This window comes from Kitasatospora sp. NPDC048715 (assembly GCF_043198905.1).
Taxonomy (GTDB): Bacteria; Actinomycetota; Actinomycetes; order Streptomycetales; family Streptomycetaceae; genus Kitasatospora; species Kitasatospora lactacystinica.
In genome coordinates this window covers 342,736-357,893 of the sequence record NZ_JBICVH010000008.1, presented here as the reverse complement: position 1 = coordinate 357,893, position 15,158 = coordinate 342,736, and the positions used below count along the sequence as shown (strand labels likewise).

General features: G+C 74.8%; 16 protein-coding genes. 7 read left to right on the top strand and 9 right to left on the bottom strand.

Annotated elements, in window-relative coordinates:
• The first annotated feature begins 36 nt into the window (after positions 1 to 36).
• On the top strand, positions 37 to 1,863 hold the full coding sequence (glmS, locus tag ACGFSC_RS17560; protein WP_359898467.1) for a glutamine--fructose-6-phosphate transaminase (isomerizing): 1,827 nt from the start codon (positions 37 to 39) through the stop codon (positions 1,861 to 1,863).
• Positions 1,864 to 1,982: 119 nt separating this feature from the next.
• Here glmS and ACGFSC_RS17555 read toward each other — a convergent pair whose 3' ends face one another.
• The 3 genes from ACGFSC_RS17555 to ACGFSC_RS17545 all read right to left on the bottom strand — a co-directional run bounded on the left by ACGFSC_RS17555 (position 1,983) and on the right by ACGFSC_RS17545 (position 3,905).
• Complete coding sequence (locus ACGFSC_RS17555) at positions 1,983 to 2,894, bottom strand: glutaminase (RefSeq protein ID WP_359898535.1); 912 nt, start codon at positions 2,892 to 2,894, stop codon at positions 1,983 to 1,985.
• A gap of 178 nt (positions 2,895 to 3,072) precedes the next feature.
• Positions 3,073 to 3,771 carry a DUF3152 domain-containing protein gene (locus tag ACGFSC_RS17550; protein ID WP_359898468.1) on the bottom strand — a complete coding sequence of 233 codons (699 nt, stop codon included), beginning with the start codon at positions 3,769 to 3,771 and terminating at the stop codon, positions 3,073 to 3,075.
• Positions 3,768 to 3,905: a hypothetical protein gene (locus tag ACGFSC_RS17545; RefSeq protein ID WP_359898469.1), complete on the bottom strand. Its 138-nt coding sequence runs from the start codon at positions 3,903 to 3,905 to the stop codon at positions 3,768 to 3,770. Before ACGFSC_RS17545 ends, ACGFSC_RS17550 begins: the two co-directional genes overlap by 4 nt.
• Positions 3,906 to 4,254: 349 nt before the next feature.
• On the opposite strand from ACGFSC_RS17545, the gene ACGFSC_RS17540 reads away from it, so the two are divergent.
• The gene (locus ACGFSC_RS17540; RefSeq protein WP_359898470.1) at positions 4,255 to 4,470 is read left to right on the top strand and encodes a heavy-metal-associated domain-containing protein; all 216 of its coding nucleotides are present in this window, start codon (positions 4,255 to 4,257) and stop codon (positions 4,468 to 4,470) included.
• A gap of 67 nt (positions 4,471 to 4,537) precedes the next feature.
• Here the strand turns inward: ACGFSC_RS17540 and ACGFSC_RS17535 are convergent, their stop codons facing one another.
• Positions 4,538 to 5,074 (bottom strand): DinB family protein, encoded by a 537-nt coding sequence (locus ACGFSC_RS17535; RefSeq protein ID WP_359898471.1) that lies wholly within the window; start codon positions 5,072 to 5,074, stop codon positions 4,538 to 4,540.
• Positions 5,075 to 5,173: 99 nt separating this feature from the next.
• On the opposite strand from ACGFSC_RS17535, the gene ACGFSC_RS17530 reads away from it, so the two are divergent.
• Positions 5,174 to 6,145, top strand: a complete 972-nt coding sequence (locus tag ACGFSC_RS17530; RefSeq protein ID WP_359898472.1) for a YafY family protein — start codon at positions 5,174 to 5,176, stop codon at positions 6,143 to 6,145.
• Positions 6,146 to 6,215: 70 nt separating this feature from the next.
• On the opposite strand, the gene ACGFSC_RS17525 is transcribed toward ACGFSC_RS17530, so the two are convergent.
• The gene (locus ACGFSC_RS17525; RefSeq protein ID WP_359898473.1) at positions 6,216 to 7,550 is read right to left on the bottom strand and encodes a PLP-dependent aminotransferase family protein; all 1,335 of its coding nucleotides are present in this window, start codon (positions 7,548 to 7,550) and stop codon (positions 6,216 to 6,218) included.
• 156 nt (positions 7,551 to 7,706) lie between these two features.
• Here ACGFSC_RS17525 and ACGFSC_RS17520 point away from each other — a divergent pair, with 156 nt between their 5' ends.
• From ACGFSC_RS17520 to ACGFSC_RS17510, 3 genes are all read left to right on the top strand, one after another.
• Entirely contained in the window at positions 7,707 to 8,489 is a 783-nt protein-coding gene (locus tag ACGFSC_RS17520; RefSeq protein ID WP_359898474.1) for a crotonase/enoyl-CoA hydratase family protein, read from the top strand.
• A 54-nt stretch (positions 8,490 to 8,543) separates the two neighbouring features.
• Complete coding sequence (locus ACGFSC_RS17515; RefSeq protein WP_359898475.1) at positions 8,544 to 9,314, top strand: GNAT family N-acetyltransferase; 771 nt, start codon at positions 8,544 to 8,546, stop codon at positions 9,312 to 9,314.
• Between the two features lie 90 nt (positions 9,315 to 9,404).
• Positions 9,405 to 9,788 carry a hypothetical protein gene (locus ACGFSC_RS17510; protein ID WP_359898476.1) on the top strand — a complete coding sequence of 128 codons (384 nt, stop codon included), beginning with the start codon at positions 9,405 to 9,407 and terminating at the stop codon, positions 9,786 to 9,788.
• Positions 9,789 to 9,806: 18 nt separating this feature from the next.
• On the opposite strand, the gene ACGFSC_RS17505 is transcribed toward ACGFSC_RS17510, so the two are convergent.
• Complete coding sequence (locus ACGFSC_RS17505; RefSeq protein WP_359898477.1) at positions 9,807 to 10,727, bottom strand: LysR family transcriptional regulator; 921 nt, start codon at positions 10,725 to 10,727, stop codon at positions 9,807 to 9,809.
• Positions 10,728 to 10,798: 71 nt separating this feature from the next.
• Complete coding sequence (locus ACGFSC_RS17500) at positions 10,799 to 10,981, bottom strand: hypothetical protein (protein ID WP_359898478.1); 183 nt, start codon at positions 10,979 to 10,981, stop codon at positions 10,799 to 10,801.
• Between the two features lie 38 nt (positions 10,982 to 11,019).
• Here ACGFSC_RS17500 and ACGFSC_RS17495 point away from each other — a divergent pair, with 38 nt between their 5' ends.
• Positions 11,020 to 11,628 (top strand): SRPBCC family protein, encoded by a 609-nt coding sequence (locus ACGFSC_RS17495; RefSeq protein ID WP_359898479.1) that lies wholly within the window; start codon positions 11,020 to 11,022, stop codon positions 11,626 to 11,628.
• A 250-nt stretch (positions 11,629 to 11,878) separates the two neighbouring features.
• Here ACGFSC_RS17495 and ACGFSC_RS17490 read toward each other — a convergent pair whose 3' ends face one another.
• Together ACGFSC_RS17490 and ACGFSC_RS17485 are read right to left on the bottom strand one after the other, a co-directional pair.
• Positions 11,879 to 14,350 carry an FtsX-like permease family protein gene (locus ACGFSC_RS17490; RefSeq protein WP_359898480.1) on the bottom strand — a complete coding sequence of 824 codons (2,472 nt, stop codon included), beginning with the start codon at positions 14,348 to 14,350 and terminating at the stop codon, positions 11,879 to 11,881.
• A complete protein-coding gene (locus ACGFSC_RS17485) occupies positions 14,344 to 15,090 on the bottom strand; it encodes an ABC transporter ATP-binding protein (RefSeq protein WP_359898481.1) in 747 nt (248 codons plus the stop codon). Before ACGFSC_RS17485 ends, ACGFSC_RS17490 begins: the two co-directional genes overlap by 7 nt.
• Positions 15,091 to 15,158 lie beyond the last annotated feature (68 nt).

Here is a 15,158-nt window from a genome sequence, read left to right as displayed (position 1 = left end):
CCCGACCTTCTGAAGACCTCGAAGAGGAGACCACGCATGTGCGGAATCGTGGCCTACATCGGCCCCAAGGATGCGACCCCCTTCCTGCTGGAGGGGCTGGCGCGGCTGGAGTACCGCGGCTACGACTCGGCCGGCGTCGCCGTCACCGGGCGCAGCGGCGGGATCAAGCTCCGCAAGGTGAAGGGGCGGGTCGCCGACCTGGCCGCCGCCGTGCCGGCCCGGTTCAAGGGCACCACCGGCATCGGCCACACCCGCTGGGCCACCCACGGCGTCCCCAGTGACGCCAACGCGCACCCGCACCTGGACAACGCCGAGCGGATCGCCGTCGTCCACAACGGCATCATCGAGAACGCCGACGAGCTGCGCGCCAAGCTCACCGCCGACGGCGCGGTGTTCCGCTCCGAGACCGACACCGAGGTGCTCGCCCACCTGATCGCCGCGAACGTCGCCGAGGGCGTCGAGCTGGAGGACGCGGTACGGGCCGCGCTCGCCCGGGTGGTCGGCACCTACGGCATCGCGGTGCTCGACGGCGAGCGGCCGGACCGGATCGTGGTCGCCCGCAACGGCAGCCCGATCGTGCTGGGCATCGGCGAGAAGGAGATGTTCGCGGCCTCGGACGTCTCCGCGCTGGTCCGCTACACCCGCCAGGTCGTCCACCTGGAGGACGGCGAGCTGGCCACCGTCCGGGCCGACGGCTTCCGCACCTTCACCGCGGACGCCCGCACCACGCACCGCCAGCCGTCCACCGTGGACTGGGAGGTCGACTCCTACGACACCGGCGGCTTCGAGCACTTCCTGCTCAAGGAGATCCACGAGCAGCCCGGCTCGGTCGAGCGCACCCTGAGCGGCCGGCTCGACGAGCGCTTCGCCACCGCGCACCTCGGCGGCCTCAACCTGGACGCCCGGGAGCTGCGCGAGATCCGCCGGGTGAAGATCCTCGGCTGCGGATCGGCCTACTATGCGGGCGAGATGGGCGCGCAGCTGATCGAGGAGCTGGCCCGGATCCCCGCGCACAGCGAGCCGGCCTCGGAGTTCCGCTACCGGAACCCGGTGATCGAGGCGGACACCCTGTACGTGGCGGTCAGCCAGTCCGGCGAGACCTACGACACGCTGGCCGCCGTCCAGGAGGTCAAGCGCAAGGGCGGGCGGGTGCTCGGCGTCGTCAACACCGTGGGCAGTGCTATCGCCCGAGAGTGTGACGGCGGTATCTACCTGCACGCCGGTCCGGAGGTCTCGGTCGCCTCCACCAAGGCGTTCACCTCCACCGTGGTCGCCTTCGCGCTGCTCGCCCTGCACTTCGGCCGCATCCACGACCTGTCGCCCGCCGACGGGCGCCGGATCGTTTCGGCGCTCCAGGCGCTGCCGGACCAGATCCGCGAGGTGCTGGAGCAGAGCGAGGCCATCGCCCGGCTCGCCGCCGAGTACGCCGACTCCACCGGCATGATGTTCATCGGCCGGGTGCGCGGCTTCCCGGTGGCCCGCGAGGGCGCGCAGAAGCTCAAGGAGATCTCCTACGTCCACGCCGAGGCCTACCCGGCGAGCGAGCTCAAGCACGGCCCGCTGGCGCTGATCAGCCCCGAACTGCCCACCGTGGCACTGGTTCCGGACGACGAGCTGCTGGACAAGAACCTGACCACGCTCGGCGAGATCAAGGCCCGCTCCGGGCGGATCATCGCCGTCGCCCACCGGCGGCCGGAGGAGAAGCTCGCGGACCACTGCATCCTGGTGCCCAAGAGCGAGCCCGAACTGGACCCGCTGCTGCTCAACATCCCGCTCCAGCTGCTGGCCTACCACGCCGCCGTCGCCCTCGGCCGCGACGTGGACAAGCCGCGCAACCTGGCGAAGAGCGTGACGGTGGAGTAGGGCCCCTCGCGGCGAGCGCCCCGGGAGCGGGGCGCTCGCACCGGACCCGCGGGTCCCGGTCGCTGTGCGGACGGCCGGGGCCCGCGTTCCCTCCTTGCGTGCTTTCGGATTGCGTGCTTTCAGAACACCGAGCACCCGGACAGGGTGGTCAGGGTGTCCAGGGCGGCCACCGCGGCGACGGAGTTGCCGGCCTGGTCCAGGCGCGGGCCCCAGGCGCAGACGGCGGCGCGGCCGGGGAGTATGGCGAGGATGCCGCCGCCGACGCCGCTCTTGCCCGGCAGGCCCACGCGGAAGGCGAACTCGCCGGCCGCGTCGTAGGTGCCGCAGGTGAGCAGGACGGCGTTGATCCGCTTGGTCTCGCTGCGGGACATCAGCCGGGTGCCGTCGGCACGCACGCCGTAGCGGGCGAGGAAGGAACCGGCCAGCACCAGGTCGCGGCAGCTGGTGGCCACGGCGCAGTGGGCGTAGTAGTGCTCCAGCACGGTCTCGACCGGGTTCTGCAGGTTGCCGTGGCTGGCGATGAAGTGGGCCAGCGCGGCGTTGCGGTGGCCGTGTTCGGCCTCCGAGGCGGCGACCACCGGGTCGGTGTCGAGCAGCGGGTTGCCGGACTCGCGGCGCAGGAACTCCCGTACCGCGCCCGAGGCGTCGCCGGTCATGGTCTGGAGGCGGTCGGTGACCACCAGGGCGCCCGCGTTGATGAACGGGTTGCGCGGGATGCCGTGCTCGGTCTCCAGCTGCACCAGGGAGTTGAACGGGTTGCCGGACGGCTCGCGGCCGACGCCCTGCCAGAGCGCGTCGCCGCCGTACGCCACCGCGAGGGCGAGCGAGAACAGCTTCGAGACGCTCTGGACGGAGAACGGCCGCTCCCACTGACCGACGCCGTGCAGCTCCCCGTCGACGGTGGCGACGGCCATGCCGAAGGCCTCCGGGTCGGCGGTGGCGAGGGCCGGGATGTAGTCCGCCACCCGGCCCCGGCCCGCGGTCGCCCGGGCGGCCGCCTCGGCGGCCTCCAGCAGCACCGGCCAGTCCAGGATCTCCCCGCCGGGCACACCGTTCAACGCTTCTCCTCCACCGGCACCGACCGCGGACAGCACCGGGACCGGCAGCGGACACGGGCGGGAGCGGTCGCGCGGTGCGGGGGCGTCCGGTCCGACCAGGATTATCCGTGTTCCGGGCGCGGACCCGGTACGGGGGTCGGGCGCGGGCGGGTCACGGCGCGTTCGTGGGGGCCTGGACGGGCGGGCCGGTGAGCAGGGTGCCGGAGTCCGAGTACGGCAGGCCGTTGGGGACGCAGCCGTGCAGCCCCTTGATCTGCTGCATCATCACCGGCGCCGGGGCGCCCGGGCCGGGGCAGTCGACGTGGCCGTTGCCGAGGATGTGGCCGACCTCGTGGTTGACGGCGAGCGCGTGGTACAGCTCGGGCCGGCCCCGGTAGAACTCGGACAGCTCGGTCCAGCGCTTGAGGTTGATGACCACCTGGTGGGTGACGCCGCAGTTCACCCAGCCGCCGGTGTCCAGCCCGTACTGGCCGCAGATCCGGTCGGTGGACCTCGGGGTGGCCAGGTAGACGGTGAAGTCCACCGGGTCCGCGGGCACCCGCTGGAACGAGACCGTGCCGCCGGCCGCCCAACCGCGCCGGACATCGCCCAGGACGGCGTCCACCTCGGCCGCGAACTGCGCCGGGCTCTCCGCGATCCCGTCCTCCACCCGCACCTTGTAGCGGTACAGGCGCTCGCCGGTGCCGAAGCGGTCCGAGCCGCCGGACGCGGTCGTGAACGCCAGCCGGTCCCCGTCCCCGTCGCTCCACGGCTGCCACCAGAGCAGCCCGGCGGTCAGCGCCGCGGCCAGCGCGAGGGCGAGGGCGCCGTGCCGGGGCTTGCGGCGGCGGAGCCGCGCGAGCGCCCTCAACGGCCCGCTCCCGCCGCGTCCGGGTGCGCGCGACAGGCCTCGGTGAGGCGGGCGGACTCGCCGCGCAGGGCGCCGTGGGTCACCGGGAGGGCGGTGGTGTCCGGTCGGTCGTGGATCGGGGCCAGGGTGGACATGGCGGAGGTGCTCCAGGACGGGATCGGCGGGCCGCGGCCGCCGATCGTCGGCCGGGCCGTCGCCCGGTCGTGCGAAAGGGTGGTACCTGGAGGAACGGGACGGGGCGCGGCGGCGGTTCAGGACGTGGCGCGCGCCACGGCACGGCCCAGTCGGACGGGAGGCCCGGGCGGTTCCCGGAACCGCTCGATGGTGTCACCCGGGCGGCGTGTCCCTGGGCGGCGGCGTCGGAATCGGGTGTCGTAGGGCGGGCGGGTCGACCCGTCCGGGTCGGTTCGTCGGAGTCGACGCGTCGGGTTCGATCCGCCCGGGTCGAGCCCGCCCGTCCGGAACGCCATCGGAGGCGCCGTCATGTCCACCACCGCCGTATTCGCCGTCGACGGCATGAGCTGCGGCCACTGCGAGAAGACGGTCAGCGCCGGGCTCGCCGTCCTGCCCGGCGTCACCGACGTCAGTGCCGACGCTCCGAGCGGCCGGGTCACCGTGGCCTCCGCGCAGCCGCTGGACGAGGCGCTGGTCCGCGGCGTGGTCGACGGGGCCGGGTTCACCTTCGTCGGGCGGGCCTGAGGACGGCGGCGGGGCCCGTCGGGTTCGGATGTCGCCGAGGGCCCCGCCGCCCTGCCGCGGGCCGGGCTCAGCCCATGCTCTTCGCACCGTCCAGCGACTCCCGGATGATGTCGGCGTGACCGGCGTGCTGGGCGGTCTCGTTGGCGACGTGCAGCAGCACCCGGCGGGCCGACCACCGGGCGTCCCCCTCGAACCAGGGGGCCTTCGGCAGCGGCTGGGTGGCGTCCAGGTCGGGGAGGACCGCCACCAGCTCGTCGGTGCGGCCGGCCACCTCGGCGTAGTCCGCGAGGACGCCGGCCAGCGTCTCGCCGGGCAGCATCCGGAACTCGTCCGCGCGGCGGGCGAGGTCCTCCTCCGTCCACTTGGTGAAGTCGGGCATCGCGGACGGGCCCTGCACGATGAACTCCGCCCAGAGCCGCTCGACGCTGGTCACGTGCTTGATCAGGCCGCCCAGACAGAGCTCGCTCGCACAGGTCCGCAGGCCGGCCTGCTCGTCGGTGAGGTCGCGGGTGGTGAAGCGCAGGAAGTGCCGCTGCTGCTCCAGGGCCGCCAGGAGGTCGGCGCGCTCGCCGGTCAGGTTCTGGGCGGTGGAGGTCGTGGTCATCGTCAAGGCCTTTCGTTCGGGTCCTGCTCCCTCGGACAAGAACAACGCTACGGACCATTGCGGCCACTTCCTGTCCTGAATCCCGGGGAGAATCGACGCATGGCGAACACCAGCACCCGGACGCTTCGACTGCTCTCCCTGCTCCAGACCCACCGGTACTGGCCGGGCGACGAACTGGCCGACCGGCTCGGCGTCTCCGTCCGCACCCTGCGCCGCGACATCGACCGGCTGCGCGAACTCGGCTACCCCGTCGAGGCGCAGCGCGGCGTCGACGGCGGCTACCAGCTGGCGGCGGGCGCGGCGCTGCCGCCGCTGGTGATCGACGACGAGGAGGCGGTGGCCCTCGCGGTCGGGCTGCAGGCGGCGGCCGAGAGCCCGGTGGAGGGGGTCGCCGAGGCCTCGGTGCGGGTGCTGGCGAAGGTCGTCCAGGTGATGCCCGCCCGGCTGCGACGGCGGGTGGAGGCGCTGCGCGCGGTGACCGTCCCGGTGGACTGGGGGACGCCGCCGGGCGCGGGCGTCGACCCGGACATCCTGACGGTGGTGGCGCTCGCCTGCCGGGACGACGAGCGGGTGCGGTTCTCGTACACGGCCGCCGACGGGCGCGGCACGCAACGGCACGTCGAACCGCACCGGCTGGTCTGCCTGAACCGCCGCTGGTACCTGGTCGCGTACGACCTCGACCGGGCCGACTGGCGCACCTTCCGCCTCGACCGGCTCACCGCCCCCTCCGGCAGCGGCGCCCGCTTCGCCCCGCGCACCCTCCCGGCCGCGGACGCGGCCGAGTTCGTCCGCGCGGGCCTCAACGGCATACCCAGGCCGCACGTGGTGGAGGCCCTGATCGAGTCGCCGGCGGAGCACGTCCGGGCCAGGGTCGGCCGCTGGGCCACCGTGGAACCCGTCACCCCGGACCGCTGCCGGCTGCGGATGACCGCCGACTCGCTCGACTGGCCCGCCATGGCCCTGGGCTCGCTCGGCGCCGAGTTCCGGGTGCTCGCCCCGGACGCGCTGCGGAGCCTGCTCGCCGAGTGGAGCGCCCGCTTCGCCCGCGGGTCGGTCGAGGGCGCGGAGTAGGGAGAAGCGGGAGCGGGACGTCGGGCACGTCGGCTCGTGGTGCGGCGTGGTGGGGGCGGGGGGGAGTCGGTCAGGGGGCGATGGCGTCGAGGGTGGTGCGGAGGCGGGTGAGGGCGGTGGGGAGGACGGGGAGCGGAGGTGTGGCGAGGGCCAGGCGCAGGGCGTTGGGGTGGTGGGGAGTGGTGGCGAAGGCGTCGGCGGTGGAGACCAGGATGCCCTCGGCGGCCAGGGCGGCGGCCGCGTGGTCGGGGCGCTGATGGGGTTCGAGGGTGAGCCAGAGGATGTAGGAGGTGGGGTGCGCGGTGGTGGTCAGGCCGGCCAGGGCGGTGCGGGCGACGGCCTGGCGGGCGGCGGCGTCCGCGCGGCGTTCCCGTTCCAGGCGGGCGACCGTACCGTCGGCGAGCCAGCCGGTGGCGAGGGCGGTGATCAGGCCCGGGGCACCCCAGGCCGCCGTGCGCAGGGCGGTGGTGGCGGCCCGGAGCAGGTGGCCGGGCAGGACGGCGAAGCCGAACCGCAGGCCCGGTGCCACGCTCTTGGAGAGACCGGCCAGATAGCAGGTGCGCTCGGGGGCGAGGGCGTGCAGGGGTGGCGGCGGCGCGGCCTCCAGGAAGGCGTAGGTGCCGTCCTCGATCAGGGTGAAGCCGTGGTCGGCGGCGAGCCGGACGAGGCGCTCGCGCTGTTCCGGGCCGAGCACCCAGCCGAGCGGGTTGTGGACGGTCGGCTGGGTGTACACCGCCCGCACCGGCCGGGCGCGGCAGAGCCGGTCGAGCGCGTCGAGGTCCGGGCCCGCGGCGGTGACCGGGACGGGCGCCAGGTCCAGCCCGTGGGCGGTGGCGAGCAGCTTGATGCCCGGGTAGCCGAGGGCGTCCACGGCGAGGACGTCGCCGGGGCGGGTGAGCGTCCGCAGGACGCAGTCCAGGGCCTGCTGCGCCCCGCTGGTGAGCAGGACGTTCCCGGGTGCGGTGTCGATCCCGCGGTCCAGCAGATGGGTGGCCACCGCGGCCCGGTCGTGCCGGTGGCCGCCCGGCGGATGCTGGCGCAGCAGGGCTTCGGCGTCGCCGGAGGAGGCGAGCGCGCGCAGGGCCTGCCGCAGCCGGTCGCCCTGCCCGGGGGTGAGCGGCTGGTTGAAGGAGAGGTCGGCCACCCGGGGCACCGGGAGGGCGCGGGAGGGTTCGAGGCCGTCGTAGCCGGCGCGCAGCCGGACGAAGGTGCCGCGGCCCTGCTCGCCCACCACCAGTCCGGCGGCGGCCAGTTCGGCGTAGACCCGGGTGGCGGTGGCGAGGGCGATCCGCCGTTCGCGGGCGAGGGTGCGGTGGGTCGGCAACCGTGCGCCGGCCGGGAGCGCGCCGGAGCGGATGGCGGTCGCGTACTCGTCGACGATGGCCTTGTAGGAGGGCGGTCGCACGGGTCACCTGCCGTTCCCGGGAGTGGAGGCACGGGCGTGCACGGGTGCGCACGGGTGGGTGCCCGAGTGTATCCAGGACAATAAGTGGATTGTCCTGGCCGGGAGTTCCTAGCCTCGTCACATCCAGCAGCGAGGCCAGGAACGGAGCACGCGCCCATGACCATCCGCAGCGAGCGGGACCGGCACCTCGTCACCCTCACCATCGACCGGGAGGAGAAGCTCAACGCCCTCGACTACCCGACGATCGACGCGCTGCTCGCCGAACTCGACCGGATCGACGCCGACGACACCGTCCGCGCCGTGATCCTCACCGGCGCCGGCGAGCGGGCGTTCAGCGCGGGGGCCGACATCCCGTCCCTGGCGGCCAGCGTCGCCGGCGGGCCCGAGCGGGCGCTGCGCGAGTTCGTCCGGCGCGGGCACACCCTCACCCGGCGGATCGAGGAGTTCCCCAAGCCGGTCGTCGTGGCCGTCAACGGCCTGGCCTACGGCGGTGGTTGCGAGATCACCGAGGCGGCCCCGCTGGCCGTCGCGGCCGCGCACGCGAGCTTCGCCAAGCCCGAGATCTCGCTCGGCTTCCCGCCGCCCTTCGGCGGATCGCAGCGGCTGCCGCGGCACGTCGGCCGCAAGCGCGGCCTGGAGCTGATCCTCACCGGCGACCCGATCCCGGCCGCCCGCGCCGCCGAGATCGGCCTGGTCAACTCGGTCGTCCCGGCCGGTGAACTGATGGACACCGCACGGCACTTGGCCGAGCGGATCGTCCGGCACGCGCCGACCGCCGTGGCCGCCTGCCTGCGGGCCGTGACCCGGGGCATCAACCTGCCGATCGACGAGGGCCTCGCGGTGGAGGCGGCGGCCTTCGCGGCGACCGTGCCGACCGACGGCGTCCGGGACGGCATCCGGCGCTTCCTGGACCGCTCGTCCTCCGGCGCGGCCTCCTGAGGCGGGTGCGGGAAATCCGTTGTCCGGTGGCGGTCGAGGGCCGATCATGACGGAATGTCGGATCTCCTCGCCCGCGTGACCGCCTTCCGTGCCGCCTTCGCCCGCCGCCAGGCGCAGGAGGTCATCGAACTACCGGAGTTTCCCGGAGTGTTCGCTGTCCGGAACGCCGAGTACGGACGCTCCGAGGAGCACAACCAACTGATCGTCGAGGGGCCGGGAACCTACCCGGCGGCGCTGCCCGGGCTGGCCGCCCGGTGGCTGGGGCCGCGCGACCGGTACCGCGTCACCGTGCTGGACCAGGAGTCGGGCGGGCGAGCGGCCCCGGTACTGGCGGCAGCGGGGTGGGAGCGGCAGGGCGAGGTGATCCTCACCCGCTCGACGGACGGCTGCACGCATCCCGAACCGGCCGCGCACCCTGTGGAGTTGGACGAGGTGCGGGAGGCGGTGCTGCGTCAGCAGCGGGAATGGATCGAGGACGAGGAGCTCGCCCGGCAGCTCACCGACCGCCGCGCCGCCCGGCTGCGCGGTGCCGGGCGGGTGCACTTCCTGGCTGCGCGGATGCCGACCGGCGAGGTCGCGGCCTGGAGCGACCTCTATCTCGAACCGTCCGCCGGGCTCGCCCAGTTGGAGGACCTGGTGACCGGCTCGCGGCACCGCGGCGCGGGGCACGGCGACACCCTGCTGGCGACCGGCCTGGCGCTGGCGGCCGAAGCCGGCATCCCCCGGCTGTTCCTGCTCGCGGACGCGGCGGACTGGCCGCGCGCGTGGTACGGCCGCCGGGGTTTCGCGGAGATCGGGCGCGGCCACTCCTTCTACGGCCGCTGAGCCGCTGCGGCCACGGAGCTTCTGCGGCCACGGAGTTTCGTGCGGCACTCGCCCGGCGCCCCGTACGGCGGCGCCGGGCATCATGGAGCCATGGACCGGTACGAGGACCTCCCCGGCGAGGTCAAGGTGATCGACACCCCCACCCTCCTGAGGTTGCAGGAACGGGCGGAAGGGCTCGGCCTCTCCCAGCGGTTGGGCCGGGCGTGGGTGCGGGCCCATGCGGATCCGCAGGGACGGCACTGGCTGCGGCCGGCGCTGTGGCACGGGCTGACCCACCGGCCGGAGCTGCCGAGGCAGTTGCGCTGCGAGGCGGCGCTCGCCGTGCGGGGCGGGGACCGCGTGCGCAGCCTGCTGGACGTCCTGCCGGAAGACTTCGCCCCGCTGCGGACGGCGACCTCCCGGGACAGGGTGTGGATGCCGGACGGAGGCGTCCTGTCGGCAGGGGACTGGACCGCCCGGCAGGACGAGGGGTAGCGGCGGCCGGTCGCCGGGTCAGTCCCTCCCCGGTCCGACGGCCGGCGGGGTTCCGCGGCCGCAGTGGGCGGCGACGGTGTCCGCGAAGGCGCGGGCGAGCGGGCCGAGGTTCTCCCAGTCCCGGACGGCCCAGCCCGCGGTGAGGGCGGGCAGGTCGGGCAGCGGGAGCAGCCGCAGGCCGGGGTGGCCGGGACCCTGCCACTGCGGGAGCGCGGGGACGACGGCGTGGCCGAGGCCGAGTTCGGCGAGCAGGATCGCGGTGTCCCAGTCCGCGACGCTGGTGTCGAAGACCGGCCGGACACCCGACTTGCCGAGCCAGGCCTCGACCTGGGAGCGGGAGACGGAGTTCTGCGGCAGCCCGATCAGCCGGGTGTCCTGGAGGTCGGCGGGCGAGATCCGGGCCCGGCCGGCGAGCGGGTCGCCCGCCGCGACCGCGAGCACCCAGGGCAGGTCGACCACCGGCCGCTGGTCGATGCCCCGGGCCGGGACGCCGAGGGTGATCCAGGCGAGGTCGGCCCGGCCGGCGTTGAGCGACTCCAGGCAGCTGCGACTGGAGACCTCCGTCTGGAACTCCAGACTGACCTGGGGAAAGCGCCGCCGGAAGTCCACCACGGCCGCGGACATGAAGTGCCGGATGCTGGTGGCCCCGGTGGTGATCCGTACGGATCCGCCCTCGCCGCGCGCGAGTTCGGCGATCCGGTGCAGCGCCTGGTCGATGCTGCCGAGCCCGGTGCCGACCGCCGCGCGCAGCAGGCTCCCCGCCCTGGTCGGGACGACCCCGCGCGGGTGGCGCTCGATCAGGGCGAGGCCGACCTCCCGTTCGAGCCGCTTCACGTGCTGGCTGACGGCGGACTGGGTGCGGTTCAGGTCGCGGGCGACGGCGCTGAGCGAGCCGGCCCGGCAGACCGCGGCGAAGACGCGGAGGTCGTCGATGGTCATGGGGACCCAAGGTATCGCTTGGGGGTATCCCAGTAAATCGGCGGATTGACTTGGATGTTCCGCGGGATCGATCATCGATCCAGGGCCCAGGGCGGCAACCCGCCCGCTGTCCTCGCCGGCGTTCCGGACGCCGTGGCGGGGGCACGGGCGGGTGTCGACCCGCATCCGCGCAAGGCGATGTGCGCGCCGGTGTGCACATCGATGGTCAGGTTGCCGTTCATGGTGATGCGCACGGTCACGGTGCGCGCGTTCACGATGTGCGCGGTGACGTACGACGGGAGGGGGAACGGGCATGCGGTACGCCGATGGTCCGGGTACGCGGTGCGAGGTGTTCGTCGGGGCGCCGGTGGAGCGGGTGTGGGAGCTGGTGACGGACATCGGCCTGCCCGCCCGGCTCAGTCCGGAACTCCACCGCGTCGCCTGGCTGGACGGAGCGGACGGCCCCGCGCCGGGCGCCCGCTTCGAGGGGCACAACACCCGTGCGGGCATGCCCGACTGGCGGACGGTCTCCGAGGTGACGGAGCTGACCGGGCCGGCCGGCGGAACGGGACCGGCCGGGCCCGACGGCCGCCGGGTCTTCGCCTGGGGGGTGATGGACGCGGACGGCCGCTACGGCGAGCCGGTGTCCGACCTCGGCGGGGCACTGGCCCGGTGGCGCTTCGAGCTGACCCCCGAGGGCGACGGCACCCGGCTGCGCCAGTCGGTGGTGATCGGCCCCGGCCGCAGTGGCGCCAGCCTGGTCATCGACGCCAAGCCGGAACTGGAGGAGAAGATCGTCGACTTCCGGCTGAACGAGCTGCGCACCGGCATGACGGCCACCCTCGAAGGCATCAAGGCGCTGGCCGAGCTGGGGGACCGGGCCCGGCCCGAACGGCGGGACCGGGCCCGGTCCGAGCGCTGATCCCGAACCCGCGGGGCGGGACGGGCCGACCGGACCGGCGGACCGGACCGGCCGCCGGTCCGGGCCGCCGGTCGTGTTCCGCTGACGGCTGTCGTGGCCGGTCCCGGTGATGGTCCTCCTGGATCCGGCCTGCGACCGGTGGGCCGCCGTGCAGGACGATCCGGGCCCGCTGCCGGTCGAACTGCCGGGCGGAACGGACGACCGGGAGCAGCCGATCCGCGTGGTGGGCCGTCAGTCGGTCGTCAGTCAGTCAGTCGGCCGGTCGGGCGCCGGGCCGGCGCAGTGCCGCCCGGGCCGGCAGCACGCCGGCGAGCAGGGCCAGGAGCAGGCAGAGGCCGGTGGTGAGGGCCATGGTCGACCAGGGCAGGGCGAGGTCGACCCGGGTGCCGAGCCGGGCGGAGAGGCCGGAGCGGACGCCCGCCAGGGTGACCACCGCGATCAGCAGGCCGAGCGCGGCACCGATCCCGACCACCAGGGTCGACTCGGCGGCCACGATCCGCAGCACCTGACGGCGGGTCGCGCCGGACAGCCGCAGCACCGTGAAGTCCCCGGCCCGCTGGGCGGTGGCCATCAGCAGGGTGTTGGCGACGGCCAGGCTGCTGCAGCCGAGCGACGTGCCGATCAGGACGACCAGGAAGATCCGGACCAGGGCGTCGTCCTCGGAGGTGGTGCGGGAGGCGTACTCGGCGCTGCTCAGCGCCCGGGCGCCGAGCGGGGCGAGGACGGCCGACGAGGTGGCGCCGGCGGTGTGGACGACCGAGGTGAGCGCCGACGGGTCGTGCGCCCGGACGGTGCGGGTGGTCAGCAGCACGCTCGCGGTGGCGGAGCCGTCGGTGATCTCCGCGACGACCGTGACGTCCACGGTACTGCCGTCCTCGAAGGTGACCGGGACGCGGTGGCCGGTGGTCCAGCCCAGCCAGGCGGCCGTGCCGGCCTTGACCACCATGGTGTTCTCGCCGGTCAGGCCGTCCAGGGAGCCGGAGGTGACGGTCATCCGGGTTCGGGCCGCGCGGAACGCGGCCTCGCTCATCCCCACCGCGCCGACGTGGTCGGTGCCGCCGGCGTAGAGCCGGGTGGGCAGCAGCGAGGCACCGCCCGGTACGGCGGCCACGGCGGCGTCGGAGAGCCCGGGTGTGCCCTGCGGGGTGACCACCGAGGTGGCCTGCTGCCGGACGGTCTCCTCCAGCGCGTAGCCGCCGGCCCGCAGCTGGAACAGTCCGGCGATCAGCACCGCGAAACCCACCGTCACCAGCACCGGAGCGGCGGTCGAGGCGGTGCGTCGGACGGCGGTCACCGCACTCTCCCGGGCCACCGCGGCGGTGGCGCCGCGCAGCCCGGACAGCGGCCGGCAGACCGCGCGGACGATCGGCGGGAGGACGGCGGGTGCGAACAGCATGAGCCCGACGATCAGCGCCATGGCCGCGTAAAGGGCGTTGTTGATCATGCTGTCGGACTCGCTGCCGGCCGCGACCACCACCAGCCCGAGCCCGAGGGCGGTGCACACCCCGCCGGCGATCCACCGGCCGCGGGTCATCGGCCGGTGTTCGACGGCGGCCTCGCGCAGCGCCTCCAGCGGGGCCGTCCGGGCCGCCCGGCGGGAGGCCGACCAGACCCCGAGCAGCGCGACCACCAGGCCCAGCGCGAAGGAGCCGAGCAGCGGCAGCGCCCCGAACCGTACGGTGAATCCGGCCGGCTCCAGTCCGCCCTCGACCATCAGCGCGCCCAGCGCGGGCGCCATCAGCGCGCCGAGCAGCACGCCCGCGCCGCCGGCCGCGACGCCCACCCCGAGCGACTCGGCGTACACCGTGCGCGCGATCTGACGGGGGGTGGCGCCGATGGTGCGCAGCAGGCCGAACTCGCGCCGCCGCTGGACGATCACGAAGGCGAAGGTGGAGGCGACCACGAAGACGGAGACGAAGGCGGTCAGCCCGGCCGTCGCGGTCAGGATCTGCAGGCCGATCCAGCGGGTCTTCTCGGCGCTCCTGTCCTCCAGGGCGGTGAGCGCGGCGCCGTGCAGCACCGTCCCGTCGCCGCCCACGGCGGAGGCCGCGGCCGCGGCGACGGCCGGGACGTCGGCGCCCGGCGCGGTGACCAGGCCGATCACCCGGACCCCGGGGGCGAGCGCCTCGGCGGCGCGGTCGGACAGGTAGAGGGACGGCGGGTCGACGGTCCCGGGGGCGGTCCCGGGGGCAGTTCCTGGGACGAGGCCGGACACGGTGTAGCGGGCCGGCCCGGCGGCGGTGAGCAGGGTGACCGGCGAGCCGGGCGCCAGGCCCAGCGAGGCGTCCAGTACCACCTGGTGCTCGTCGGCCGGCGGGCCGCCCGCGACGAGCCGCTCGGGCCCGAACGCGGTGCCGGACCAGTTGCGGCCGCGCGGTTCCGGGCCCGGGGCGCCCACCGGCCTTCCGTCGATCACGGGTTGGGCGTAGAAGGCGCGGTCCGGCACGGCCCGGTCCACGCCCGGAACGGCGGCCAGGGCGCGCAGCAGCTCCCGCGTGCGTTCCCGCGACCAGGGCCGGCCGGGGGTGAAGGTGCCGTCGGACTGGTCGACGGCAGGGCTCTGCACCACGACCCGGGTGCCCGCGTAGCGTCGGGGCACCTCCGGTTCGGCCGAGGTGAGCACCAGGGCGGTCATGGCCAGGACCGTCACGCCCAGGCCGAGCGCGACGAAGGTGCCGAGGAGGGACGTCCAGCGGGCGCGGACGGTGGCGAGGCTCAGCATGCCGGGGCCTCCAGGGCGGCCATCCGGCCGGCGATGACCGCGGCCCCGCTGCGGCCGTGCAGCTCTTCCACGATCCGTCCGTCGGCGAGCAGCAGGACGCGGTCGGCGTAGCCGGCGGCGGTCGGGTCGTGGGTCACCATGATCACGGTCTGCCGGTGGCGGTCGACGATGCCGCGCAGCAGGGTGAGGACCTCGCGCGAGGTACGGGTGTCCAGGGCGCCGGTCGGCTCGTCGGCGAACAGCACGGCGGGCCGGGTGATCAGCGCCCGGGCGATCGCGACGCGCTGCTGCTCGCCGCCGGACAGCTCGCTCGGCCGGTGCCCGCCGCGGTGGCCGAGCCCCACCTCGGCGAGTGCCGTGGCGAGTTCGGCCCGGTCCGGGCGGCGTCCGGCCAGCCGCAGCGGCAGGGCCACGTTCTGTTCGGCGGTCAGCGCGGAGACCAGGTTGAAGGACTGGAAGACGAAGCCGAGGCGCTCGCGGCGCAGCAGGGTCAGCCGGGTCTCGTCCAGGCCGCCGAGTTCGGTGCCGTCGATCACCACGGTGCCGTCGGAGACCCGGTCCAGGCCGGCCGCGCAGTGCAGCAGCGTCGACTTTCCGGAGCCGGAGGGGCCCATCACCGCGGTGAAGCTGCCGCGCGGGAAGGCGACGGTCACATCGTCCAGTGCGGTGACGGCGCGGTCGCCGGTGCCGTACTGCTTGGTCACGGCCCGCAGGAGGACCGTGTCGGTCGAGTTCGTCATGGTCCCAGGCAACCCGTCAACGGTGGCGGAGCGCAGGGGTGTTGGGGCGAGAGCAGAGGTAGTGCCAG

Bases quoted from the DNA above. Each gene is read 5' to 3' on its own strand.
- ACGFSC_RS17505 (WP_359898477.1), bottom strand. From the start codon at position 10,727: ATGACCATCGACGACCTCCGCGTCTTCGCCGCGGTCTGCCGGGCCGGC.
- glmS (WP_359898467.1), top strand. From the start codon at position 37: ATGTGCGGAATCGTGGCCTACATCGGCCCCAAGGATGCGACCCCCTTC.
- ACGFSC_RS17515 (WP_359898475.1), top strand. From the start codon at position 8,544: ATGTCGGATCTCCTCGCCCGCGTGACCGCCTTCCGTGCCGCCTTCGCC.
- ACGFSC_RS17520 (WP_359898474.1), top strand. From the start codon at position 7,707: ATGACCATCCGCAGCGAGCGGGACCGGCACCTCGTCACCCTCACCATC.
- ACGFSC_RS17510 (WP_359898476.1), top strand. From the start codon at position 9,405: ATGGACCGGTACGAGGACCTCCCCGGCGAGGTCAAGGTGATCGACACC.
- ACGFSC_RS17485 (WP_359898481.1), bottom strand. From the start codon at position 15,090: ATGACGAACTCGACCGACACGGTCCTCCTGCGGGCCGTGACCAAGCAG.
- ACGFSC_RS17530 (WP_359898472.1), top strand. From the start codon at position 5,174: ATGGCGAACACCAGCACCCGGACGCTTCGACTGCTCTCCCTGCTCCAG.
- ACGFSC_RS17545 (WP_359898469.1), bottom strand. From the start codon at position 3,905: ATGTCCACCCTGGCCCCGATCCACGACCGACCGGACACCACCGCCCTC.
- ACGFSC_RS17535 (WP_359898471.1), bottom strand. From the start codon at position 5,074: ATGACCACGACCTCCACCGCCCAGAACCTGACCGGCGAGCGCGCCGAC.
- ACGFSC_RS17490 (WP_359898480.1), bottom strand. From the start codon at position 14,350: ATGCTGAGCCTCGCCACCGTCCGCGCCCGCTGGACGTCCCTCCTCGGC.
- ACGFSC_RS17495 (WP_359898479.1), top strand. From the start codon at position 11,020: ATGCGGTACGCCGATGGTCCGGGTACGCGGTGCGAGGTGTTCGTCGGG.
- ACGFSC_RS17540 (WP_359898470.1), top strand. From the start codon at position 4,255: ATGTCCACCACCGCCGTATTCGCCGTCGACGGCATGAGCTGCGGCCAC.